A 23,570-nucleotide genomic window follows, 5' to 3' on the forward strand; every position below is an offset into this window, starting at 1 on the left:
CCGTCAGCCAGTGCGGCAACGACGCAAGATGCAGGAAGACGGGCGAGCAACGACATGACCCCTGACGAATACTGCCAGGAAAAAGCCGCCAAGAGCGGCTCCAGTTTCTACTACGCCTTCCTGTTCCTGCCCCCGGAGCGGCGGCGCGCCATCACGGCCCTGTACGCCTTCTGCCGCGAGGTCGACGACGTGGTCGACGAAGCCAAGGAAGAATCCGTGGCCCGCATCAAGCTGGCCTGGTGGCGCACCCAGGTCGACCAGATGTTCGCGGGCAAGCCCGACCATCCCGTCACGCTGGCCCTGCAACCCCACCTGGAATCCTGTGGCATCACCCGCGACCGGCTCATCGCCGTGGTCGACGGCATGCAGATGGACCTGGACCAGAGCCGCTACCTGGATTGGCCCGGCCTGCGCAAGTACTGCTGGCACGTGGCCGGCGTGGTGGGCGAGCTGTCGGCCGGCGTGTTCGGCTACACCGACCCGCGCACGCTCGAATACGCCAGCAAGCTGGGGCTGGCCTTCCAGATGACCAACATCATCCGCGACGTCGGCGACGACGCGCGGCGCGGCCGCATCTACCTGCCCGTCGACGAACTGCAGCAGTTCGAGGTGAAGGCCGCGGACATCCTCAATGGCGTCTACTCCGAACGCTTCACCGCGCTGATGCGCTTCCAGGCCGATCGCGCGCGCCAGCTGTACCGCGAAGCCATGACCACCCTGCCCGAGGCCGATCGCCGCGCGCAGCGGCCCGGCCTGATGATGGCGGCGATCTACTACGCGCTGCTGGACGAGATCGAACGCGACAACTGGCAGGTGCTGCACCAGCGCATCTCGCTGACCCCGCTGCGCAAGCTGATGCTGGCGTGGCGAGTGTGGGTCGGCGGCGGTCGCGGCCTGGTGCGCCGCCTGTCGCTATGAAGGCCGCGATCATCGGCGCCGGCTGGGCCGGCCTGGCCGCGGCGGCGGCGCTGCGCGACGCAGGCGCCACCGTCACCGTCTTCGAAGCCGGCCGCACGCCGGGCGGCCGCGCGCGCCGCGTGGTGCACCCCGAGTTCGGCGATGGCCTGGACAACGGCCAGCACATCCTGCTGGGCGCCTACACGCAGACCCTGGCGCTGATGCGCCGCCTGGGCCGCAACCCCAATGCCCTGCTGATGCGCCGGCCCCTGCGCCTGGCCAGCCTGGACGGGGCGTTCCGCCTGTCCGCCGCGCGCCTGCCCGCGCCGTGGCATGCCGCGCTGGCGCTCTTGGCCGCGCGCGGCATGCACTGGCGCGACAAGCTGGCCGCCATCCGCATGATGAACGCGCTGCGCCGCGACGGCTGGCAGGTGCCCGCCGAATGGACGGTGGGCCGTCTGCTGAGCCATCACGCGCAGACCTCCGATCTGATCCGGCTGGTCTGGGAGCCCCTGTGCCTGGCCGCGCTGAACACCCCGCCCGCCCTGGCCAGCGCCGCGCTGTTCGTGCGCGTGCTGAAGGACAGCCTGGCTGGCGGCCTGCGCGACAGCGACATCCTGCTGCCCTGTGTGGATTTGTCCGCGCTGTGGCCCGATGCGGCGGCCCGCCAGGTCACGATGCGCTACGGCAGCACCGTGCGCCAGCTGGATCCGTCCGACCGGTGGGTGGACGTCAACGGCGAGCGTTTCGACGCCGCCGTGCTGGCCGTGCCGCCCCTGGTGGCGGCGCGCCTGCTGGGCAACGCGCTGCGCGAGACCGGCTCGCAGGCGCTGCTGAAGGCGCTGCAGGCTTTCGACTACATGCCGATCGCCACGCTGAACCTGCGCCTGGCGCAGCCCTGGCCGCTGCCCGAGCCCATGATGATGCTGCGCGAGGACAGCGCACGCGGCCATGCCGGCCAATGGCTGTTCGACCGTTCGCGGCTGACCGGCGCCGGTCAGGGCGCGGAACTGGCCGTGGTGGTCAGTGCCGCGGTCGGGCTGGCCGACACGGACCGCGCCGCCGTCATCGCCAAGCTGGTCGAACAGATCCGTGAACAGGCGGCCCGCCATCCCGCCGGCCTGCCGCCCATGCCGGCCGTGGAACTGGCCGAACTGTTCATCGAGAAGCGCGCCACCTTCGCCGCCGTGCCGAACCGCGCCCGGCCGCTGAACCACACGCCGTGGCGCACGCTGGCCCTGGCCGGCGACTGGACCGATACCGGCTACCCCGGCGTGCTGGAAGGCGCGGTGCGCAGCGGCCTGCAGGCCGCGCGCGTGGTGCAGGCGGGCGCCGCGGGCGGACCGACGTCGCACGTGTAGGGCCGGCGCGCCGCGATGCATTCTTGCGAGGCGGCGCTGCCGATCCGATGCGCTCAGCGCAGCGCGTGCACCGTCGCCAGCCCCAGTGCCGTCAGGCACAGCGATCCCATCAGGCTGAACGCCGCGTAGCCCAGCGCGGTCACGTAGGCCCCCCGCTGCAGCATGCCCACCGTCTCCGCCGAAAAGGTCGAGAACGTGGTCAATCCCCCCAGGAATCCCGTGATGACAGCCAGCCGCACCCAGGCTGGCCATTCGGGGTGCGCGGCAACTACCGCCACCAGCACGCCGATCAGGTATCCACCGGCCAGATTGGCCATCAGCGTGCCCCACGGCCAGCCCGCCACGTTGAAGCGCATTCCCAGCAGCCAGCGCAGCCAGGCGCCCGCCGCGGCGCCCAGGCCGATGGCGAGGAAATTGAAGGGAAGCAGAGCGTTCATGGGTCGCGAGGCGCGGGGCGATGGGAAAAGAGCCACATCGTAGCGCGCCGCTGCGGCGGTCCCAAACAAGAAGCCCCTCGATGGGGTGTCGAAGGGCTGCGACTGAGCGATCCAGTTTCTCTACCGATGGGCGCGAGTGTTGCTGGGGATAAGGTCGTTCGTTCTTGAGACGTCGCCCTCCCCCTCCCCCAACAGACCGCAAGGGCATACCAACCCACAACGGCGAGAGTTCCATGGGGCCGGGAGGCCGCGCCGGCCAATTGGAGGAGGGGCAGTCTCGCGCAGCGAGACCGAGGGCGCCTGCTGGCGCGCCCGAGCCCGACGACTTGGCCGGCGCGGCCTCCCGGCCCCATGGAACGCCCTACGAAGAGACCGTTCCCCCTTTACTGCAACGTCCGCGTAAACACGAACTTGCCGTCCCGCCAATCCACCGGCACCACGTCGCGTGGCCCGAACACGCCTTCCAGGATCAGCTTGGCGACCGGGTTCTCGATCTGCTGCTGGATCGCGCGCTTCAACGGCCGCGCGCCGAACACCGGATCGAAGCCCGCGCGCGCCAGCTCGGCCAACGCCGCGTCGGTCACGTCCAGGCGCATCTCCTGTTTCTCCAGGCGCTGCGCCAGGCGCTTCAACTGGATGCGCGCGATGGACTCGATGTGCTGCGCCTCCAGGCCATGGAACACGACGACCTCGTCGATGCGGTTCAGGAATTCGGGACGCAGGGTCTGCTTCAGCTCATCCCACACCACTTCCTTGATCACGTCGTAAGGCTGGCCCGCCAGGCTCTGGATATGCTGCGAGCCCAGGTTGGACGTCATCACGATGACCGTGTTGCGGAAGTCCACCGTGCGGCCCTGGCCATCGGTCAGGCGGCCGTCGTCCAGCACCTGCAGCAGCACATTGAACACGTCCGGATGCGCCTTCTCGACCTCGTCCAGCAGCACCACGCTGTACGGCTTGCGGCGCACGGCCTCGGTCAGGTAGCCGCCCTCTTCGTAGCCCACGTATCCCGGCGGCGCGCCGATCAGGCGGGCCACCGAATGCTTCTCCATGAACTCGCTCATGTCGATGCGGATCATGTGCTCCTGCGAGTCGAACAGGAAGTCGGCCAGCGCGCGCGTCAGTTCGGTCTTGCCCACGCCCGTGGGACCCAGGAACAGGAACGAGCCGTACGGCCGCGAGGGATCGGCCAGCCCGGCGCGCGAACGCCGGATGGCGTCGGACACCAGCCGCACGGCCTCGTCCTGGCCCACCACACGGTTGTGCAGCACGTCTTCCATGTGCAGCAGCTTGTCGCGCTCGCCCTGCATCATCTTGGCCACCGGAATGCCCGTGGCGCGCGAGACGACCTCGGCGATTTCCTCGGCGCCGACCTGCGTGCGCAGCAGGCGGGGGCGGCTGGCGTCCGCGGGCTTGGCGTCCTGCTGTTCGGCCGTGTCGGCCGCCTGCAGGCGCGCTTCCAGCTCGGGCAGCTTGCCGTATTGCAGTTCGGCCAGCTTGTCGAACTGGCCCTTGCGGGTCAGCTCGGCCATCTCGGCGCGCACGCGGTCGATCTCTTCCTTGATGGCCTGCGTGCCCTGCACCGCGGCCTTCTCGGCCTTCCAGATTTCCTCGTAGTCGTTGTACTCGCGCTGCAGCTTCTCGAGCTCTTCCTCGATGACGGCCAGGCGGCGCTTGGACGCATCGTCGGTCTCGCGCTTGACGGCCTCGCGCTCGATCTTGAGCTGGATGATGCGGCGGTCCAGGCGGTCCATCACTTCCGGCTTGGAGTCGATCTCCATGCGGATGCGCGCACCGGCCTCGTCGATCAGGTCGATGGCCTTGTCGGGCAGGAAGCGGTCGGTGATGTAGCGGTGCGAGAGTTCGGCCGCCGCCACGATGGCGGGATCGGTGATCTCGACGCCGTGGTGGATTTCATAGCGCTCCTGCAGGCCGCGCAGGATGGCGATAGTGGACTCGACGTCGGGCTCGCCCACCAGCACCTTCTGGAAGCGGCGCTCCAGCGCGGCGTCCTTCTCGATGTACTTGCGGTACTCGTCCAGCGTGGTCGCGCCGATGCAGTGCAGCTCGCCGCGCGCCAGCGCGGGCTTGAGCATGTTGCCCGCATCCATGGCGCCTTCGGCCTTGCCCGCGCCCACCATGGTGTGGATCTCGTCGATGAAGACGATGTTCTGGCCGTCGTCCTGCGACAGCTCCTTCAGCACGGCCTTCAGGCGTTCCTCGAACTCGCCGCGGAACTTGGCGCCGGCCAGCAGGGCCGCCAGGTCGAGCGACAGCACGCGCTTGCCGCGCAGGGTCTCGGGCACTTCGTCGTTGACAATGCGCTGCGCCAGGCCCTCGACGATGGCCGTCTTGCCCACGCCGGGTTCGCCGATCAGGACAGGGTTGTTCTTGGTGCGGCGCTGCAGGATCTGGATGGTGCGGCGGATCTCGTCGTCGCGGCCGATCACCGGATCGAGCTTGCCTTGGCGGGCGCGCTCGGTCAGGTCCATCGTGTACTTGCTCAAGGCCTGGCGGTTGGCATCGCCCTCGGCGCCCGAGACGCTCTCGCCGCCGCGCACGGCGTCGATGGCGGCTTCCAGCGCCTTCTTCTGCAGGCCGGCGTCGCGCAGGATGCGGCCGGCATCGCCCTTGTCCTCGGCCAGCGCCAGCAGGAACAGTTCGCTGGGGATGTAGGTGTCGCCGCGCTTGGCGGCTTCCTTGTCGGTGCGCGTGAACATGGCCTGCAGGTCGCGGCTGGGCTGCACGTTGTCGGCGCCCTGCACCTGCGGCAGGTTCTTCAGCGCGGTGTCCAGCGCGGACTGCGCGCGGTTGACGGCCACGCCGGCGCGCGCCAGCAGGCTGGCGGCGCCGCTGTCGGGGTCGCCCAGCAGGGCGGCCAGCACGTGGGCGGGTTCGATATAGGGATGGTCGCTGCGGGCGGCAAGACTTTGCGCGTCAGCCAGCGCTTGCTGAAACTTGGTGGTAAGTTTGTCGAATCGCATGGTGTCGGTTGGCAATTTGGGGGCTCGCCGACGGTGGCGAACCGATGATCTGAATGTGCGGACGCACGCGGCGATTTCAATACCCGCCCGCGCCCGCACCCCTCACACGACTGGCACGACCTATGCAGACCAGCATATACGTATTCGTCTACGGCACGCTACGCCAGGGCGAGATCAACGACCTGGCCCGCGCGGCCGAACGGGCCGGCCTGCCGGCGCCACGCCACGCCGGTCCGGGCCGCGTACGGGGCCGTCTGGTCGATTTCGGCGACTGGCCGGGCCTGCTGCCTGCGGCGGCCGACGCGCGTCCCATCCTGGGCGAGCTCTACCTGGTCACGCCCGAACTGCTGGCGCTGATGGACCAGATCGAGGAATACACGCCCCACGCATCCTGCTGTTTCGTACGCGCCGACACGCAGGCCGATACTGCCGGCGGCGTCGTCGCCTGCCAGTACTACCCCATCGACCCCGCCTTTCGCGGTCAGGCGCCGGACATCGACGCCGACGACTGGGTGGCCTATCGCCTGAGCCGCGACGCGGCCCCGCCCGCGGGCACGCGGGTTGCTTCGAGACACACGATTCGCGGCCAGACGTAGGCTTACAATGGCGCCGCCGCCGTGGCCCTGCTGGCCCGCGCTTCCAAGGGATTGCAATGCCGCAGCGGGTTTTTCTGATGGATGACCAGCGCACACCGCGCCGCACGGGCGCGCTGGCGCTGGTGGCGGTGCTGGCCGCCGCCGTGGCGCCCGGCGCCGCGCTGGCCGTTCGGCCATTGCCGCAAGATCCCTACATCGAGCACCTGCCGCCCCCGCCGCGCGCCGCCCCCAAGTGGCGCCGCGTCGAGCTCGGTGCGGCCAGCAAGCGCTACCCCTTTCCCATCTATGCCAGCCGCCGGCTGGACCAGCCCGCGCAGCTGCGCAACGTGCGCCGCGTAGTGATCGTGGTGCACGACGACCGGCGCGATGCCGCGCGCGCCTACGAGTCCGCTTCCGACCTGTATGCCGGCAACCGCGACCGGGCCGACGACACGCTGGTGCTCGCGCCCAAGTTTCCCAGCGCCGTCGACGCGGGTTTCAGCGGCCTGCCCGCCTGGCGGCGCGGCGACTGGAAAGACGGCCAGCCCAGCGCCGCGCTGCGGGGCCGCCCGGGGCCGGTGGGCGCCTTCCAGGTGCTCGACGACCTGCTGCGCGACCTGTCCGCCCAGGGCCGCCTGCCCCTGCTGCACGAGATCGTGCTGGCCGGCCACGGCAGCGGCGGCCAGATGGTGCAGCGCTACGCCGTGCTGAACAACGTCGATGAAGGCCTGCGCGCGGGAGGCATTGCGATGACCTACGTGGTGTCCAGCGCCGACTCGTACCTGTACCTGACGCCGGACCGGGCACGCGCCGATGGCCGGGGCTTTGCCCGCTACGAACGCGGCATCTGCCCCACCTACGACCAGTACCGCTATGGCCTGGACAACCTGCCGGCCGCGCTGGGCAAGCCCGACCGCGTCCGCCTGGCCGCCCGCTATGCCGCGCGCAGCGTCACCTATCTGTTCGGCAGCGCCGACAACAATCCCGAGCAGGCCGGCCTGGACAAGACCTGCGGCGCCGAGGCGCAGGGCGCCACGCGGCTGGCGCGCGGCCTGAATTACTGGCGCTACGACACGCGCGACAGCCAGCGCGTGGCGCCGCTGACGCATCGTGCCTTCGAGGTCGGCAACGCCGGCCACGGCGACGCCGACCTGTACGGTTCGGTTTGCGGCGTGCAGGCGCTGATGGGCGCGGGGGCCGTCTCGGCGCCGAACGCCGCCTCGTGCATCGCGCTCAAGGGAATCGAACCTAGCCGCGCCGCGCACCCGTAAGATTGTTCGACGGCGGACGCGGCACCAACCCGCTGGCCTTGGGCGCCGACAGCACCACGTCGCTTTCCGGCACGGCCACGCACGGCAGGATCCAGCCCTCGGCCTGCTCGTCAGAGGCCACCCCCGGCCATTCGGTGTCGTACCGCACCTTGCCTTCGAGCATGATGCACATGCAGGTCCGGCAGGTGCCGTTGCGGCAGGAACTGCGCAGACGGATGCCAGCCTTGGCGGCCGCCTGAAGCAGCGTGCTGGTGGACGAACAGGCATAACGCCAACCGCTGGGCCGAAGCTCGACGCTGTAAACCGGCGCCGAACCGGGCGCGCCGTCCCGGCCAGGCGGATCCTCGGTCGGAAAGTCCGCGCCCACGCCAGCGCTCGCGTCACGCATCCCGCCACTCCAGCGCCCACGCGCCGCTGCTCACGTTCTGCAGCCACAGCATGCAGGTCAGCGTCTTGGTGTCGGTGACGCGGCCCTGCCGGCAGGCTTGCGCCAGTTCGTCCACGTCGACGGCCACCACATCCAGGAACTCGTCCTCGTCCAGTTGCCGCTGCCCCTCCGTCAGGCCGCGCGCGAAGAAGATGTGGATGATCTCGGTGGAATAGGCAATGGCCAGGTGCAGGTGGCCGGCATGGGCCCACTGCGCACCCGTATAGCCGGTTTCCTCGAACAGTTCGCGCTTGGCGCACACAAGGGGATCCTCGCCCGGATCGAGCTTGCCGGCCGGGAATTCGGTCATCACCTGCCCGATGGGATAGCGGAACTGGCGTTCGACCAGCACGCGCCCATCGTCCAGCATGGGGATGACGACCACCGCGCCCGGGTGCACCACGTACTCGCGCGTGGCCTCGCGCCCGCTGGGCAGGCGCACCGTGTCGCGGCGGACCTTCAGGAAACTGCCGTCGCAGATCAGCTCGCTCTGCAAGCGAGTTTCGATGAGGTGAGTATCGTCTTGGCTCATGGCGGGTACGGCGGCGGGATTCGGAAGCGAGCCAGCTTACCACCGCCCGGGCGGCGGCTTCGTGACGCCCCCCAGCCCTGCAAGGCCTGGCCCCTATCCACCGGCCCGGCGCCGCCGGGCCTGTCCGCCGTCAGCGCGGCTGGCGGCGCGCCTCGAGTTCCTTCAGGCAGGTCGCCACGCCGATGCGCATCTGTTGGCTGTCCACCGCGGCGCGGTCCGACACCGTGCGGCAACGCTGGTATTCGTCCAGGCTCTCGGGCGTGTCGCGCACGACCACGGGCGGGTTGGCCGGCGGCACGGCCATGGCGCCGGGCGTCTCGGTAATGCGCAACGTCGACGGCGGCGAGGCGCTGCCCGGCGTCGAGGGAAAGTCGTATTGCTGGACCGGTTGCGCCAGCGCGGCGCAGGACAGGACGGAGAAACCCAGCGCGGCGAGCGCTTGCATGCGTACGTTCATGGAACCACCTCGGAAACGGCGCGGCCGCCGCGACAGGGCGAGCCGCCGCGGCTATGGTAGCCGCCCGCGACGGCCCTGGGCGTGTCCAACCGCAACAGAGCGTCCGTGGTACAAGCAGGAGCACCCCATCGCCTGGAGCTGCCCGTGATCCTGCTGGACACCGTCTTCGACCGCACCCTCGACGCCTGGGTACGCGAATTCTCCGCCCCTGCCTGGCGCGGCGCCCGCGTGGAAGGCTGGCTGTTCGAAGGCCCCGAGGCGCGCCGCTCGGCGCAGGCCACGCTGGCCCGGGCCGGGGTCACCGCGCACCTGCGCAGCGCCTACAAGCCGCTGTTGCACCACGTGCTGGAGGAAGTCGATCCCGCCGGCCTGCGGCGGATCGAGGTGCGCTATCCGGTCCATCCCCAAGCCGCGCCCAATCGCTACACCCTGGAAGCGTATCCGTTGGCGGATCTGCTGCCTGGCGTGGCCGTATCCTTCACGGCGGGCCAGGCCGATATGCTGGATCCCATGCCGCGCTACGCCCTGGCCCTGCACTATGCCGATGGCCGGACGCTGTCGCACGACGTGCCGGCGCCGAACCTGCTGCAAGACACCCCCGACGGCCCCACCCTGTCGCCCACCGGCTGGCTGCGGGTGCGCGATACCGATGGCGAACGGGTACGCGACGCCGCCTGGCGAACCGAGTACCAGGCCGTATACGACGCCGCGCTGGCCTGCGTGCAGGGTCAGGCATGGCATCGCGGCGAACCCTTTTTCGAGCGGCTGTCGCTGCGCATCGACATCCCCGCCATCGAATTCGCCCTGGACCGCGACGAAGACCTGCTGAGCACCTGCGAAGCGCTGCACGAAGACCTGTATTTCTCGCTGCTGGAACACTTCCAGCGCCTGTCGGGCCGTCCGCCCGGCGACCGCGGCCTGCAGCCCGGCCAGATCGTGCCCGACGTGCGGCCGCACGACGGGCCGGCGCGGCTGCGCATCGCCGCCGAACCCTTCCCGACTGCGGCGACCGCCGCACCGCAGCCGCCGGACAGCCCGCTGGCCCAGGCGGACGCGCCACTTGCGCCCGCGCTGATCGCCGGCCACCTGGCCGCCCTGGGCGGCGAGCCGTTCCGCGCCACCTCCCGGCAGGGCCGCCCCGTGCAGGGCGCGTACTTCAGCGGCGCCGGCCCCGCCGTGCTGATCTCGGCCGGCCAACATGCCAATGAAACCTCCGGCGTGGTGGGCGCCCTGCGTGCGGCCCAGGCGCTTCGGGAGGCGGGCGATGCGCATTTCGCGCTGATCCCGTCGGAGAATCCCGACGGCTATGCGCTGCACCAGGAGCTCTGCGCCATCCACCCCCGCCACATGCATCATGCCGCGCGCTACAGCGCACTGGGCGACGACGTCGCCTATCGCGAGGGCGCGCCCCGCTACGAACAGCAGGCCCGCATGGACGCCCTGGCCATCAGCGGCGCGCAACTGCACATCAACCTGCACGGCTACCCCGCCCACGAATGGACCCGGCCCCTGTCCGGCTATCTGCCTCGCCACTTCGAACTGTGGACGCTGCCCAAGGGCTTTTTCCTGGTCATGCGCCACCATGCCGGCCGCCGCCAGCAGGCCGAACGCCTGATCGAAGGCGTGACCGCCCGCCTGGCGAAATTGCCCGGCCTGCTGGCATTCAATGCGCGGCAAACCGCCCTGTTCGAGGCCCATGCCGGCCAACGTGGTTTCGAAACGGTCAATGGCATCGCCGTGACCCTTGCCGAAAGTAACCGGGAATTGGCGCCGTTGGCCCTGTTGACCGAATTTCCGGACGAAACCGTCTACGGCGAACGCTTCCGCTTCGCACACACCGTGCAGCAGGCCGCCGTGCTGGCGGCCGTGCAGGTCTATCGGGACGGCTAGGCACGAGGATATTTTGCTACCAATTGCAACCACCCATACCTGCCGGGCGCTGGCGCTGCTCGGCCTGCTCGGCCTGCTCGCCACCCTGGCGGCCTGCACGGCGCCGGTCGCCGGCTTGCGCCGCCCCGACTCCCGGCCCATTCCCGCCGCCGGATCGAACAATGCCCGCAACGCCCTGAACTGGGTCGGCAGCTACGAGGGCCTCTTGCCCTGCGCCGGGTGCCCCGCGGTGCGCACGCGCCTCACGCTGGAAGCCACGGGCGGCTATGAACTGCGCATGCAGCCGCAGGACCGGGCAGGACAGCCCGACGTGACGCGCGGCGCCTTCACCTGGCTGCCCGATGGCGCCACGATCGAGCTGGACGATGCGGGCCGAAGGCGGCGTTTCCAGGTCGTCCACGGCCACGTGCTAGCGCTTCCGAACGAGGGGCCCGCCCCTGGCGTAAGCCAAGCGGCGGCCGGCACCTTGGCCCGGGTGCCCTGAGCCCGCCCGCCGGGCCGCTCCCTGCCGGTCCAGGAAGTTGGCATAATGGGGCACCGGGACCCGCAAGGCCACGCCGTTCCAGCGTGGCCGCTTCCCGTACCAAAAACCAGAATTCTCCGAACGCGGCACGGCCAGCGGGCCGCCGCCTCGCACAGCCTCTCCAAAGGAGAACCTCGCTTGACCAATCCGCACGCGCCGCGCGTACTGCTGGTGGACGACAACGCCATGGCGTCAGAACTGCTGGCCGATTTCCTGTCGCTGTCCGGCATCGACGTCCGCAGGGCCGGCAACGGCGCCGACGCGCTGGAGCAAAGCGCGGCATTCCAGCCGCACGCGGTCATCGTCGACATCGTGCTGCCCGACACCGACGGCTACGTGCTGGCCGGCCGGCTGCGCGCGCAGCACGCCGACCAGCCCCTGCGCCTGATCGCCCTGAGCGGCCTGCCGCGCGATCCGCAACGCGGCGATGCGGACGTCTTCGACTCCTGGGTCGAGAAACCCGCCGACCCCACGCGGCTGGTCGAGCTGGTTACCCCCGCCTGATTCCCGCTTCACGAGGCCTGCAGGATGTCATCGTTTCCCCTGACGCAAGGCATGTCCGATCCCCGCTACGCGGCTGGCGTGCAGTTTCGAGTACTGGCGCTGATTTTCCCGGTATTGCGCCACGAGGTCATGCGGCCGATCTCCAACGCCTCGCTGGCGGCGGCCATGCTGCGCCACGTGCCCGAGCATCCCGCCAGCAGCGCCGACGCCCAGCACCGCCAGGACGATCTCATCGGCGACCTGGAAGGCATGCTGTCCGAAAGCACCGCCGACGTGCGCCGCCTGAGCGACTGGCTGGAAGATGCCGGCGGCACCATGCTGCTGTCCGACCTGCTGGCCCTGAGCAAGAAACTGGTGTTCACGCAGTTGCTGCGCTCGGGCAAGCAGATCCACCTGCCCGAGCAATGCCCCACCGCGGTGCTGCCGGAATTCGCCGCGCGCTACGTGCTGCTGGCCTGGCTGCTGAACATGCTGGACAACGTTCCCGACGGCGGCGAGCTGCGCATCGAGTCGGTCGGCGCCGACTTGCTGCGCGCCCATGCCCACGGCGGCAACCCCGGCACCGCCACCACGGCCCGCTCCGGCATCACCGCCGACGAATGCATCGCCCTGGCCGGCGTGCATGGCTGGCAGGCGCGGCGCGACGACGACGCCTGGACCCTGCGCCTGCCGCAGGATCTCTCCTGACGGCGGCCTCCCGCTTCCCGCGCCATTCCCGAAAAAAGGGCCGCAGTCCGGTGCAAAACCGGACTGCGGCCCTTCCGTTTTATGGCGATATACTGGTCACGACATCCAGGCAACGGCAACCCCACCGGCCTGTCCGCCATCCTGGCGACAGGCCTTCACGCCTCTGGGTAGGGCCCTGACCGCACGGTCACGCGCCCGTCGCAGGGGCAGCCTTTGCCGCCGGCCGCGCCAGGCCGGGCGATACGCCCTGACTGAAGCAGTTCACCCACGAGCGCGGCATGACGGCAGTTTTCGTCAAGGAGGTGCACTTATGTTCCCTGAGTTTCAGCAGCGGCTGTCCTCGCTTCAGAACAATGATCGGCATTTCGACAGCATGTGCCGCAAGCACACTGCGCTGGACCAGCAGATCCAGAACATCGAAACGGGCCGGGCCACGGGGTCATCCCTCGAGATCGAGAAACTCAAGAAAGAGAAACTGCACCTGAAGGATCGCATCTACGCGAAACTGAAGGACGGCAACTAGCCGTTCGTGCAACGGACCCGCCGCCTTGGCGGCCGGTTCGCCCCCGGGCCTGTCGACGCCAGGAGCCTCGCATGCGAACAGGCCCTAGCGCGGGTCCGTGGCGGCTTGCCCGCGCGCCAACGCGCCGCGATTCAGCCAGACGCTGATCCCCAGCGCCACCCCCAGCAAGCCGCCCGCCAGTTCCGTCACGCCGATCCACGCGGCCGCGGACCAACTGCTGCCGCCCAGCGCGCCCAGCACGCTGGAGCCGACGTAGTACACCAGCAGGTACAGCGAAGCGGCCTGGGCCTTGTAGCCCTGCGCCATCTGGCCCACCCAGCCGCTGGCCACTGCGTGCGCGGCGAAGAATCCGAACGTGAAGACCACGATGCCCGCCACCACCGCCGGCAGGCTGTCCGACAGCGTCAGCAAGAGGCCCGCCAGGGCCAGCAGCGTGGCGGTCGACAGCATCGTGCCGCGTCCGTGGCGGTCGGCCAGGCGGCCGAACAACGTGGACGAGAAGATCCCCACCAGGTACACCACGAAGATCGCGCCGATCAGCGTCTGGCTGAGCGAGAACGGCGGCAGCATCAGCCGGAAACCGATGTAGTTGTAGACCGTGACGAAGGCGCCCATCAGCAGTCCGCCCATGGCGAACAGCCCTACCAGCGGCCCGTTGCGCAGATGCATCGACAGGCCCTCTCGCATGGCGGCCAGCGCATTGCCGCGACGGGGGGCGAAGCGGCGCGACGGCGGCAGCAGCCAGATGAACAACACCGCGGCGACCAGGCCGATCAGGCCCATCGCTCCCAGCGCGTAGCGCCATCCCAGCAGGTCCGAGACCGTACCCGTGACCACGCGGCCCGACAGCCCGCCGAACGCGCTGCCGCTGATGTACAGGCCCATGGCGAAGCCCAGTGTCCCAGGCTCGACCTCTTCGGCCAGATAAGCCATCGCCACGGCGGGCACGCCGCCCATGGCCAGCCCCTGCACGGCGCGCAGCAACAGCAGCGAGTGCCAGTCGGGCGCCGCCGCGGCCACCGTGGCCAGCACGGCCGAGGCGAACATCGAGGCGGCCATCACGCGCTTGCGCGGCAAGGCCTGCGACCACAGGCCGACCAGGAAGATCGACAGCGCCAGCATGCCGGTGCTGAACGACAGCACCAGACTGCTCTGCGCGGGCGACACGCCGAAGGAGTGGGTGAACAGCGGCAGCAGCGGCTGCACGCAATACAGCATGGAAAAGGTGGCGAAGCCGGCGGCGAACAGCGCCCATTGGGCGCGCCGCAAGGCATCGCTGCCGCGCACCAGGGCGTAACCCTGGGGCACCGTGCCCGGTCCGGCCTGCGCGGCGGTGGATGGGACGGAAGCGGCGGATGGGGCGGACATGATGAAACTCTCGATAACACGGGAAAAGATGGGAAAAAAGATAGACCTCGCCCGTGCATTTGTCCAATATATAGAACTGGCGATCGTCATACCTATAAAAAATGGAACTGCGTCACCTGCGCTATTTCACGGCCGTGGCCGAGGAACTGCACTTCACTCGCGCCGCCGCCCGGCTGGGCATCGGCCAGCCGCCGCTCAGCCTGCAGATCCAGCAGTTGGAACGCGAGCTGGGCACCCCGCTGTTCCTGCGCCTGCCGCGCGGCATCGCGCTGACCGAGGCGGGCGTACAGTTCCTGGTCGACGCGCGCGCCATCCTGGCCAGCGCCGAACGCGCCGTCGATACGGCGCGCCGGCTGGGACGCGGCGAAAGCGGCGCCATCACCGTGGGCTTCACGGCCTCGGCGGTGTTCCATCCCTATCTGCCTCGCGCCATCCGCGCCTACCGCGACCGCTATCCGGGCGTGCGCATCCAGTTGCGCGAAAGCAATACCGTGTCCCTGCTGCGCGACCTGCGCGATGGCGGCCTGGACGTGGCCTTCGTGCGGCCGCCCTATCTGCTCGATGCCGAGTTCACCGCCGAGCGCGTGCTGGACGAGCCCATGCTGCTGGCGCTGCCGCCCGATCATCCCCTGTGCCGGCGCCGCGCGGTGCCGATGCAGGCGCTGGCCCACGAAGACTTCGTACTGTATCCCCGCGCCATCGGGGCCGGCCTGTACGACGCCATCATGGATGCCTGCCAGCGCGCCGGCTTCACGCCGCGCGTGGCGCAGGAGGGGCCGCAGATCGCCTCCATCGTCAGCCTGGTCGCCGCCGGCATCGGCGTGGCGCTGGTGCCCGCCGCCATGCGGCACATGGGCGCGGAAGGCATCGCCTACCGCCCCATCCGCGGCGATGCGCCGCACGCGCAACTGGACATGGTCTACCGGCACGCCGGCGGCTCGCAGTCGGTCGGCAATGCCGTGGCATTGATGCGCGAACTGGCGCATCAGGACGAGCACGCCCATCCGTAGGGGAATGAATAATCGTTTGCCGGGGCGGCGCGGCTGCCGTAGTGTGCTGTCTCGGGCCATGCTGGCCGCGCGTGGCGCGCCGGCATGGCCAACGTAGCCGCCCGCTGACATCACGGGCACTCGCTTTCACTCATTGAACAGGACATACGGCAGCATGAATCACTATCGAGTCGGCATCGCGGGTTTCGGGGCCATCGGCCAGGCCGTGGCGCGCGTGCTGGATGCCGGTGTGCCCGGCCTGACGCTGGCCGCCATCGCCGTGCGCGATCCGCAACATCCCCCCGCCACCGCCTGGCAAGGCGCCGCCCCCGAATGGACCACGCTGTCCGGCCTGGCCGAGCGTTGCGACGTCGTGGTCGAATGCGCGCCCGCCGCCGTCATCCGCGAGCTCTCCGAACCCGTGTTGCGCGCCGGCAAGAAGCTGGTGGTGCTGAGCTCGGGCGCCCTGCTGCGCAACGACGATCTGATCGCGCTGGCGGCCGAGCATGGCGGCCAGATCATCGTGCCCTCGGGCGCCATCCTGGGCCTGGACGCCATCACGGCCGCGGCCGAAGGCACCATCCACTCGGTCACCATGATTACGCGCAAGCCGCCGCGCGGCCTGCTGGGCGCGCCGTACCTGGACACGCACGGCATCGACGTCACCAAGATCACCGAACCCACGCTGATCTTCCGCGGCACGCCGCGCGACGCGGCCATCGGCTTCCCGGCCAACCTGAACGTGGCGGTCAGCGTGTCGCTGGCCGGCATCGGACCGGACCGCACCACGCTGGAAATCTGGGCCGACCCCGGCGTCACGCGCAACATCCACCGCGTGGAGGTCGATTCGGATTCGGCCGCGTTCTCGATGGAAATCCAGAACATCCCGTCCGAGAACCCCAAGACCGGCCGCATCACCGCGCAAAGCGTGGTGGCCGCGCTGCGCAAGCTGACCGGCGCGCTGCGCGTGGGCACGTAAACGGCTCCCGCCGAGGCCGACGGGCGGGGCCGCGCCGCCCCGCCCATCCGATGCGTGCGGCAGGATCAGAAGGCCGGCGCCGCGCGATTGAATGCGTGCCCGGGCGGCAGCGCCTCGGTACGCCAGCCGCCGTTTCCGTCCAGCCTCAGGCACACGTCGTGGAACGCATCCAGCGTGCCGCGATGCCCGATGCTGACGATGGCGCAGCCCGCCAGCAGGCCGCGCAGCGCCTGGTACATGGCGTGTTCCAGGCCCTCGTCCAGCGCGGAAGTGGCTTCATCCAGAAACACGATGCGCGGCTGGTTGAACAGCACGCGCGCGAACGCCAGGCGCTGCTGCTCGCCCAGGGACAGGATGCGCGACCAATCGTCCACGCAATCGAGCCGTGATGCCAGATGGCCCAGGCTGGCTCGCCGCAAGGCATCCTGCAGGCGCGCATCGTCGGCGGGCGTGCACACGCACGGATAGGCCACGGCCACCCGCAAGGCGCCCAAGGGCAGATAGGGCCGCTGCGACAGGAACAGCGCCTCTTGCCCCTCGGGCCGCATCACGCGACCCTGCGCATAGGGCCACAGTCCCGCGATCGCGCGCAGCAGCGTGGTCTTGCCGCTGCCCGACGGTCCCTTGACGAGCAGGGCCTGCCCTTGCGGCACGTGCAGGCGCAGGTCTTGCAGCAGGACGCCGCCGTCCGGCCGCCGCACGGCCAGGCCCTCGACACGCAGGCCCGATTCGGCCGCCACGGTTTGCACGGCCGGCAGCGCGCGCGCCTGCGCATTGGCATCCAGGAATCCGTCCAGGCGATCCAGCGTGGCGCGGTACATGGCGAAGGTGTCATAAGAGGAACGGAAGAACGACAGCGAATCCTGCACCTGCCCGAAGGCCTGCGCGGTCTGCATCACGTCGCCCAGCTTGATCGCGCCCGAGAAAAAGCGCGGCGCCTGCAGCAGGAAGGGAAACACCACCGCGATCTGGCTGATCGTCAGGTTGAACCCGTCGAATTTCAAGCCCCGGTACACGATGGCCCACAGGTTGGCGATGTAGGCGGAAAAGCGCGTCCACAGCGTGCCGCCCTCGGCGCGCTCGCCCTGGTAGAACGCCACGTTCTCGGCGTTCTCGCGCAGGCGCATCAAGGCATAACGGAAATTGGCGGACAGGCGTTCGCCGAGAAAGCTCAGTTCGATCAGTGGCCTCCCGATGCGAAAAGCCACCAGCGTGGCGACGATGACATACAGGTACACCATGAACACCATCGCGCGCGGGATCTCGACGCTGGCGATGTCCAGCGGACCGGACAGATTCCACAGGATCAGGGTGAATTCGACCAGCGACACCATGGCGCTCAAGGCCCCGATGGCCAGCGATCGGGAATTCATCACGAAATCGCCGATGTCCTGCTGGATACGCTGGTCGGGATTGTCGGCGGGCGGCTGCGCGAACTGGTTGCGGTAATAGGCGCGGCCCTCGAGCCAGTCGCGCGTCAGCCGCTGGTTGAGCCAGGTGCGCCAGTGGATGTCGAACATCTGGCCGACGTAGCTGTCGGCCAGGCTGCGGCCCACATGTATCGCGGCCAGCACCGAGAAGATGCCCAGATAAGTCCAGAATCCGCCGCGATCCAGCGCCTGCAACGCGCTGTAGAAGCCGTTGTACCAGAAGGAGAACAGCACCGTCAGGCGCACGCCGGACAAGGCCAGCAGCAGCAGCAGGGCCAGCGTCAGCAAGGGCCGCCAACTGCGCCGTGGCGTCAGATAAGGCCAGGCCAGGCGCCAGAACTGCCGCCCCCAGCGCGTGGTTCGCACCAGCAGCGTGGCGACAGCCGCCGAGGCAATGGCCGTGATGAAGAATGCCCGCAACAGCCACCACAGGCTGTCGCTCAGTTGCGCATGCCAATCCAGATTCACGGTGCGGGGGGAGTGAGTTGTTATTGCTGGATTAGATGGCGCGGGACGCAATAGTTCCGTGACGGGGCGGTCGCGGCAGGCATGTCAGAAGGTCCAGCCCGCCGCGTGCAGCAGCAGCAGCGCCCCGCCGCCGCCCAGCACCAGCAGCAGCGCGTTGACGCGCGTGGTCATCACCAGCACGGTCGACACCACCGCGATGCCCCGGGCCGCCCACCCGCCGTCCAGGGCGCTGAACAGCACGTAGACGGCCGCCGCGATCATGCCGGCCGCCACGGGCCGCAGGCCGTTTTCCAGCGCCTGTTGCCAGCGCGCGCCGTGATGCCGCCGCCACAGATAGGCCACGCCATACAGCAGGAAGGCGGTGGGCGCGAACAGCGCCAGCGTGGCCACGAGCGCGCCCGACCAGCCCGCCACCTGCCAGCCGATCAGCGTGACCAGCAGCGACCCCGGACCGGGCGCCAGCCGCGCGATGGCGAAGTCGCTGAGGAACTGCGCCTGCGTCAGCCAGTGATGCACGTCCACCACCTGACGCTGGATCTCGGCGATGGTGGCCTGCCCGCCGCCGATGGTGGCCAGGGACAGCGGGGCGAAGACCGTCAGCAGGCCCAGCAGCAGGCGTGGGGTCGGGTTCTCCATGGCCTACTGCCGGCTTGCGCCGCGCAGGCGCAGATATTCGGCCGCGACGCTCAGGCCGCCCATGCCCAGCACCACCCACAGCAAGGGCCAGTGCAGGAAGGCCACGGCCACGAAGACGAAGGCCATCACGGCAAGCGGCAATGCGCGTCGCCGCACCCGCCGCACCGAGGTGATGGCCATCGACAGCGACAGCCCGATGGCCGCCGCTGCCGCGCCGGCCAGGCCCACGTGCGTCAACGGACTGCCGGACAGATAGGCGAACAGCGTGCCCAACAGCACGATGAAGAGCGCGGGCGGCACGATGATGCCGCAGAAGCCCGCGAACGCCCCTGCCGGACCGGCCAGCCGGTAGCCGATCCAGATGGCCATGTTCTTGACGTTGACGCCGGGCAGCGCCTGCGAGATCGACAGCCCGTTCAGGAACTCGTCTTCCGTCATCCAGCGGCGCCGCTGCACGAACTCGCGCAGGAACCAGCCGCTCAGGCCGCCGCCGAAGCTGGTCAGTCCGATACGGGCGAAGATGAAAAACAGCCCCAGCGCAGTGGGGCGGTTGGCCGAAGCCGGGAGATCGGAGGCGGACATGGCAGGCGTGCGTGACGAGCCCGCCATGCGCGGGACACGCGACGGGCGACGCCGTCGGTGTAGCACGCGGCAGCGTACAAACCTCTGAACGCCGCCGCCCTGCCCGTTGCCTTAGGCGTAGCGCTCGCGGTAGGCCGCGGGCGACATGCCGCAGTGCTTGCCGAAGATCTCGCGAAAGGCCTTGGCATCGTTGTAGCCGACCTCGTACATGACCTCGGCCACCGTCTTGCGCGAGCCTTCCAGCTGCGACTTGGCGGCCTCGACGCGGATGCGCTGCAGGTATTCGACCACGCTGTTGCCGGTGGCCTGGCGGAACCGTCGCTCGAGCGTGCGGCGGCCCAGGGCGTAGCGGCTGGCCAGTTGTTCGACCGTGACGCGGTCGGCGTAGCGGGCCTCGATGTGATCCTGCACCTGGCGCACCACGTCGTCGCCATGCGTGCGGCGGCCCGAGAAGATGGCGAACGGCAGTTGGCTCTGGCGGCTCCAGTCGAGCTGGAACAGCTTGGCGCACCAGATGGCGGTGTCGCGATCGGTATATTTCTCGATCAAATGCAGCACCAGATGGGCGGCGGAAAACGCCCCGCCGCTGGTATAAATACCATTGCCGGCCACCACCACGCGGTCGCTGACCCACTGCACCGACGGGAACAGGCCGGCGTATTGGTTCTGCGCGGCCCAGTGCACCACGGCACGCTGGCCGTCGAGCAGGCCGCCGGCCGCCGGCAGGGCCGCGCCCAGGCACAGGCTGGCGACTTCGCCGCCGCCTTTGTAGTGGCGCACCAACCAGTCGATCATCGGCCGGTTGGCCTGCATGGCTTCAGGCAGCGTGTTCGTCAGAGGCGGCACGATGCAGATGTCGACGCCGCGCGCCTCGTCCAGCACGGCATCGGCGTGAACGGTAAAACGGCCGCCGTCCAGGTGGACTTGCGGCGTGGCCGCCAGCATTTGCACCGAGAACCGCGGCGCCTCGCCGCGATCCTGCAGAAACTGATTGGCCGCCAGGAAACCCTGGCGGGCGTTTTCGAGAGAAGCGATGTTTGCGCCGACAGGCAGCAGAAAGGCAATATTTTTCATGAAAGCAGCTTCGCGGCTGGGTTAAGGTCGCATTCCACCCGCAGGAATGTCGCAATCCTCTATCTTCGGCGGAGTGGTTTCCCGGTTAGAGTCAGAGATCGCAAAAACGTTCAGCGAACAGTCAGCATCTTAACCGAGGAGACTCACCATGGAACAAGAGTACGTAGACGGCTTTCTGCTGGCCGTCCCCCGGGAGAACCTGGATCGTTACAAAAAAATGGCGCAACATGCCGGCGCCATCTGGAAAGAGCACGGGGCGCTGGACTTCCGCGAGTGTGTAGAAGACGACATCGTCAACGAGGGGTTTGCGTCATTCCGCACCGCCGCGGGCGCCCAAGAAGGCGAAGCCGTGGTGTTCTCGTGGATTCGTTTCGCCAACAAGGCCGAGCGTGACCGCATCAATGCGCAGGTCATGAACGACCCACGCCTGAAAGAGACGGATTGCGAAGGCGTCTTCGACTTCAAGCGCATGGCTTGGGGTGGCTTCGGGGTGCTGGTCTCGGGCTAGGCCCCGCCGGTTCCGGTCAGGCGGTGAGAAAAATAAATCCGGCCGCCTGTCGAATCCCGCTCATCCCGTCCGTCGTATCCATGAAGCGCCGGCCATCCCGGCCCGGCGCCGTTCCCGTAACAGGAGCACGACCATGTCCGCCCCCGTGAAACCCATCCCCGATGGCATGCATGCGCTGACCCCGCATCTGGTCTGCGACGGCGCCGCCGCCGCCATCGATTTCTACGTCAAGGCCTTCAACGCCGTCGAACTGGCCCGCCTGGCCGGCCCCGATGGCAAGCTGATGCACGGCATGGTGCGCATCGGCGACTCCCCGCTGATGCTGGTCGATGCGATGCCCGGATGGGGCGTGCTCGACCCCAAGGGCCTGAACGGTTCGCCCGTCATCATCCATCTCTACGTCGAAGACGTGGACGCCGCCATCGCCCAGGCCGCCGCCGCCGGCGCCACCGTCACCATGCCGCCCGCCGACATGTTCTGGGGCGACCGCTACGGCCAACTGACCGATCCGTTCGGGCACAAGTGGTCGCTGGCGACGCACAAGCAGGACTTGTCGCCGGAAGAGATCCGCAAAGCCATGGAAAGCGCCCCGCCATGTGGGGAGCAGGGGTGATCGGGGTCGTCGATCTTTGATCGTGGCGGGTTTGGCTTGAAGGCGTCCTGCGCCGGTTCCGGGTGGGGCGCGCCGGCCAATTGGAGTCGGGGAAGTCCCGCGCAGCGGGACCGAGGGCGCCTCCTGGCGCGCCAGAGCCCGACGACTTGGCCGGCCCGGTCCCCTCGGACACCCCTCGGCGGCCGCAAGAACTCATACACCGCCCTACAGCGCCACCCCTTCAATAATGCGGCGGCAACTCATCCCGCAGGCTGCGGAACTGCCCCGCCCCTGACGGCGCGGCCTGGTTCCGCAATTCGAGCACTTCCCGCATCAGCAGTTCGATCTGCTGCTGCTGCCGGTACACGGTCTGGTTCAACTGATCCAGCAGGTCGTCGGCAAAACCAGCCTTGATTTCCAGCTGCGTCAGGCGCCGCTCGGTGTCGTCTTGAATATCCATGGCGCAATTAGACCCCAAGTCGCGCCGCATCGTCAGGTCTCCAGGGCGGCGTCCAGCCTGGCCAGGCTGGACGCCGGCCAACAGGCATCCAGTTCATAGTGCGCATCGGCGGCATGGATGTCGGGCGGCAGCATCACCCAGGGCAACTTCGACTGCGTATGGCAATGCGCCTGCGGCGGCAGCTCGTCGCCGTGATCCAGCGTGCCCGTGTGCACCAGCGCCACGCGTTCGCCCAGGTCGGGATGGTGGCTCCACAATGCCACCCCGCAGTCGGGACAACGGAAGATCGTGCGCGTGCGGCCCGTATCGGCAGGCAGGACACGGGCGCGCGGCGTGCCGCGCAGGATGTGTACGCGATCCGCCTCGATCAGTGCGCTGATCGCGAAGGCGCTGCCCGTCAGCCGCTGGCACTCGGTGCAGTGGCAACAGTGCACGAACATGGGTTCACTGGTAAGACGAAAGCGCACGGCGCTACAGGCGCACCCGCCCTCGTAGGTGGTAGCCATTCTCCTCTCCCTCCGTTATTTTTCGGCACGCTTGCGCATTGTGGCCGTTTTTGACCGCCCGATCCGAAATTCCGATGCGGCGGTGCAGCAATGGAAACACGGGACACAACGAGCGTGCCAGGCGGTTTATTCAAGCGTCCTCACCCCCTGCTATCCTTGCCCGATATCCCTTTCAAAAGCGGCATGAACCAGGAGACAACGGTGACCGAACAACTGGCCCTCTACGAACTGGCGGGCGCGGATCCGGAGGTCCGCTTCAGCCCGCATTGCTGGAAGACCCGCATGGCGCTGGCGCACAAGGGCTTGCAGGCGGAACGCCTGCCGTGGCGCTTCAGCGACAAAGCGCGCATCGCCTTCACGGGCCAGGGACTGGTGCCGGTGCTGGTGCATGGCGAGGCGTGGGTCAACGACTCCTGGCGGATCGCCTGCCATCTGGAAGAACACTACCCCGACCGTCCCGCCCTGTTCGGCGGTCCGCAGGCCCGGGCCCTGGCGCGCTTTGCCAACAGTTGGGCCGACACCGCGCTGCTGCCCGCCGTGGCCAAGATCATCGTGGCCGACATTCCGGCGCGCCTGGACGCCGCGGACCGGCCGTATTTCGTGGAATCGCGCGAGAAGCGCATGGGCAGCCTGCAGGCGCTGCGCGCCGAGCAACCCGCGCATCTGGAAACGCTGCACCGCGTGCTGCTGCCGCTGCGCCATACGCTGCGCGAACAGCCGTATCTGGCGGGCGACGCGCCGGCCTACGCGGACTACGCGGTGTTCGGCATGTTCATGTGGGCGCGGTGCGTGAGCCCGGTGGAACTGCTGCGCGAAGACGACGAGGCGGTGCGCGCCTGGCGCGAGCGCCTGCTGGACGCGCATGGCGGCATGGGGCGGCGGGCCCCGCGCGCCGATGGCTGAGGGCGCA

General features: G+C 69.0%; 26 protein-coding genes. 14 read left to right on the forward strand and 12 right to left on the reverse strand.

The window, feature by feature from the left end:
* The first annotated feature begins 54 nt into the window (after positions 1 to 54).
* Both hpnD and hpnE read left to right on the forward strand, forming a co-directional pair.
* Complete coding sequence (gene hpnD / locus A7W11_RS24780) at positions 55 to 918, forward strand: presqualene diphosphate synthase HpnD (protein WP_066420439.1); 864 nt, start codon at positions 55 to 57, stop codon at positions 916 to 918.
* The gene (gene hpnE / locus A7W11_RS24785; RefSeq protein ID WP_066420442.1) at positions 915 to 2,258 is read left to right on the forward strand and encodes a hydroxysqualene dehydroxylase HpnE; all 1,344 of its coding nucleotides are present in this window, start codon (positions 915 to 917) and stop codon (positions 2,256 to 2,258) included. Before hpnD ends, hpnE begins: the two co-directional genes overlap by 4 nt.
* A 53-nt stretch (positions 2,259 to 2,311) precedes the next feature.
* Here the strand turns inward: hpnE and crcB are convergent, their stop codons facing one another.
* Positions 2,312 to 2,695, reverse strand: coding sequence for a fluoride efflux transporter CrcB (gene crcB, locus A7W11_RS24790; protein ID WP_066420444.1), 384 nt, complete (start codon positions 2,693 to 2,695; stop codon positions 2,312 to 2,314).
* 383 nt (positions 2,696 to 3,078) lie between these two features.
* A complete protein-coding gene (gene clpB, locus A7W11_RS24795; protein WP_066420446.1) occupies positions 3,079 to 5,679 on the reverse strand; it encodes an ATP-dependent chaperone ClpB in 2,601 nt (866 codons plus the stop codon).
* A gap of 122 nt (positions 5,680 to 5,801) precedes the next feature.
* Here clpB and A7W11_RS24800 point away from each other — a divergent pair, with 122 nt between their 5' ends.
* Positions 5,802 to 6,275: a gamma-glutamylcyclotransferase family protein gene (locus A7W11_RS24800; protein ID WP_066420448.1), complete on the forward strand. Its 474-nt coding sequence runs from the start codon at positions 5,802 to 5,804 to the stop codon at positions 6,273 to 6,275.
* Positions 6,276 to 6,352: 77 nt separating this feature from the next.
* A complete protein-coding gene (locus A7W11_RS24805) occupies positions 6,353 to 7,525 on the forward strand; it encodes a hypothetical protein (RefSeq protein WP_066420450.1) in 1,173 nt (390 codons plus the stop codon).
* Here A7W11_RS24805 and A7W11_RS24810 read toward each other — a convergent pair.
* The 3 genes from A7W11_RS24810 to A7W11_RS24820 form a co-directional block, all read right to left on the reverse strand.
* Positions 7,503 to 7,913: a 2Fe-2S iron-sulfur cluster-binding protein gene (locus A7W11_RS24810; RefSeq protein WP_082887470.1), complete on the reverse strand. Its 411-nt coding sequence runs from the start codon at positions 7,911 to 7,913 to the stop codon at positions 7,503 to 7,505. The genes A7W11_RS24805 and A7W11_RS24810 overlap by 23 nt on opposite strands.
* Positions 7,906 to 8,484, reverse strand: a complete 579-nt coding sequence (locus A7W11_RS24815; protein WP_066420452.1) for an NUDIX domain-containing protein — start codon at positions 8,482 to 8,484, stop codon at positions 7,906 to 7,908. The genes A7W11_RS24810 and A7W11_RS24815 overlap by 8 nt, the downstream gene beginning before the upstream one ends.
* A gap of 130 nt (positions 8,485 to 8,614) precedes the next feature.
* Complete coding sequence (locus A7W11_RS24820; protein ID WP_235816966.1) at positions 8,615 to 8,929, reverse strand: hypothetical protein; 315 nt, start codon at positions 8,927 to 8,929, stop codon at positions 8,615 to 8,617.
* Positions 8,930 to 9,085: 156 nt separating this feature from the next.
* On the opposite strand from A7W11_RS24820, the gene A7W11_RS24825 reads away from it, so the two are divergent.
* From A7W11_RS24825 to A7W11_RS24845, 5 genes are all read left to right on the forward strand, one after another.
* Positions 9,086 to 10,831, forward strand: coding sequence for a M14 family zinc carboxypeptidase (locus A7W11_RS24825; protein ID WP_066420459.1), 1,746 nt, complete (start codon positions 9,086 to 9,088; stop codon positions 10,829 to 10,831).
* Between the two features lie 13 nt (positions 10,832 to 10,844).
* Positions 10,845 to 11,315 carry a copper resistance protein NlpE gene (locus A7W11_RS24830; protein ID WP_162270309.1) on the forward strand — a complete coding sequence of 157 codons (471 nt, stop codon included), beginning with the start codon at positions 10,845 to 10,847 and terminating at the stop codon, positions 11,313 to 11,315.
* Between the two features lie 177 nt (positions 11,316 to 11,492).
* The gene (locus A7W11_RS24835) at positions 11,493 to 11,858 is read left to right on the forward strand and encodes a response regulator (protein ID WP_066420461.1); all 366 of its coding nucleotides are present in this window, start codon (positions 11,493 to 11,495) and stop codon (positions 11,856 to 11,858) included.
* A gap of 24 nt (positions 11,859 to 11,882) precedes the next feature.
* Positions 11,883 to 12,545, forward strand: a complete 663-nt coding sequence (locus A7W11_RS24840) for a hypothetical protein (RefSeq protein ID WP_082887472.1) — start codon at positions 11,883 to 11,885, stop codon at positions 12,543 to 12,545.
* A 310-nt stretch (positions 12,546 to 12,855) separates the two neighbouring features.
* A complete protein-coding gene (locus tag A7W11_RS24845; RefSeq protein WP_066420463.1) occupies positions 12,856 to 13,068 on the forward strand; it encodes a YdcH family protein in 213 nt (70 codons plus the stop codon).
* Positions 13,069 to 13,152: 84 nt separating this feature from the next.
* On the opposite strand, the gene A7W11_RS24850 is transcribed toward A7W11_RS24845, so the two are convergent.
* Positions 13,153 to 14,436 (reverse strand): MFS transporter, encoded by a 1,284-nt coding sequence (locus tag A7W11_RS24850; RefSeq protein WP_066420464.1) that lies wholly within the window; start codon positions 14,434 to 14,436, stop codon positions 13,153 to 13,155.
* 101 nt (positions 14,437 to 14,537) lie between these two features.
* Here A7W11_RS24850 and A7W11_RS24855 point away from each other — a divergent pair, with 101 nt between their 5' ends.
* Both A7W11_RS24855 and A7W11_RS24860 read left to right on the forward strand, forming a co-directional pair.
* Positions 14,538 to 15,446, forward strand: coding sequence for a LysR family transcriptional regulator (locus tag A7W11_RS24855; protein ID WP_066420465.1), 909 nt, complete (start codon positions 14,538 to 14,540; stop codon positions 15,444 to 15,446).
* 154 nt (positions 15,447 to 15,600) lie between these two features.
* Complete coding sequence (locus A7W11_RS24860; protein WP_066420467.1) at positions 15,601 to 16,404, forward strand: aspartate dehydrogenase; 804 nt, start codon at positions 15,601 to 15,603, stop codon at positions 16,402 to 16,404.
* 65 nt (positions 16,405 to 16,469) lie between these two features.
* Here A7W11_RS24860 and A7W11_RS24865 read toward each other — a convergent pair whose 3' ends face one another.
* From A7W11_RS24865 to A7W11_RS24880, 4 genes are all read right to left on the reverse strand, one after another.
* Positions 16,470 to 18,302, reverse strand: coding sequence for an ABC transporter ATP-binding protein/permease (locus A7W11_RS24865; RefSeq protein WP_066420470.1), 1,833 nt, complete (start codon positions 18,300 to 18,302; stop codon positions 16,470 to 16,472).
* A gap of 84 nt (positions 18,303 to 18,386) precedes the next feature.
* Positions 18,387 to 18,938, reverse strand: coding sequence for a chromate transporter (locus A7W11_RS24870; RefSeq protein WP_066420473.1), 552 nt, complete (start codon positions 18,936 to 18,938; stop codon positions 18,387 to 18,389).
* Positions 18,939 to 18,941: 3 nt separating this feature from the next.
* Positions 18,942 to 19,520 (reverse strand): chromate transporter, encoded by a 579-nt coding sequence (locus A7W11_RS24875; protein ID WP_066420475.1) that lies wholly within the window; start codon positions 19,518 to 19,520, stop codon positions 18,942 to 18,944.
* A gap of 111 nt (positions 19,521 to 19,631) precedes the next feature.
* Positions 19,632 to 20,594: a GlxA family transcriptional regulator gene (locus tag A7W11_RS24880; RefSeq protein ID WP_066420476.1), complete on the reverse strand. Its 963-nt coding sequence runs from the start codon at positions 20,592 to 20,594 to the stop codon at positions 19,632 to 19,634.
* Positions 20,595 to 20,742: 148 nt separating this feature from the next.
* Here A7W11_RS24880 and A7W11_RS24885 point away from each other — a divergent pair, with 148 nt between their 5' ends.
* The gene (locus A7W11_RS24885; protein WP_066420478.1) at positions 20,743 to 21,102 is read left to right on the forward strand and encodes a DUF1428 domain-containing protein; all 360 of its coding nucleotides are present in this window, start codon (positions 20,743 to 20,745) and stop codon (positions 21,100 to 21,102) included.
* 133 nt (positions 21,103 to 21,235) lie between these two features.
* Entirely contained in the window at positions 21,236 to 21,715 is a 480-nt protein-coding gene (locus tag A7W11_RS24890; protein WP_066420481.1) for a VOC family protein, read from the forward strand.
* A gap of 220 nt (positions 21,716 to 21,935) precedes the next feature.
* On the opposite strand, the gene A7W11_RS24895 is transcribed toward A7W11_RS24890, so the two are convergent.
* Both A7W11_RS24895 and A7W11_RS24900 read right to left on the reverse strand, forming a co-directional pair.
* On the reverse strand, positions 21,936 to 22,154 hold the full coding sequence (locus A7W11_RS24895; protein WP_066421795.1) for a SlyX family protein: 219 nt from the start codon (positions 22,152 to 22,154) through the stop codon (positions 21,936 to 21,938).
* 32 nt (positions 22,155 to 22,186) lie between these two features.
* On the reverse strand, positions 22,187 to 22,660 hold the full coding sequence (locus A7W11_RS24900; RefSeq protein ID WP_066420483.1) for a GFA family protein: 474 nt from the start codon (positions 22,658 to 22,660) through the stop codon (positions 22,187 to 22,189).
* A gap of 201 nt (positions 22,661 to 22,861) precedes the next feature.
* Between A7W11_RS24900 and A7W11_RS24905 the strand changes: the two genes are divergently transcribed.
* A complete protein-coding gene (locus A7W11_RS24905; protein WP_218188628.1) occupies positions 22,862 to 23,563 on the forward strand; it encodes a glutathione S-transferase family protein in 702 nt (233 codons plus the stop codon).
* The last annotated feature ends 7 nt before the right edge of the window (positions 23,564 to 23,570 follow it).

Origin of the sequence: Bordetella ansorpii (assembly GCF_900078315.1) — a bacterium.
Classification (GTDB): Bacteria; Pseudomonadota; Gammaproteobacteria; order Burkholderiales; family Burkholderiaceae_B; genus Bordetella; species Bordetella ansorpii.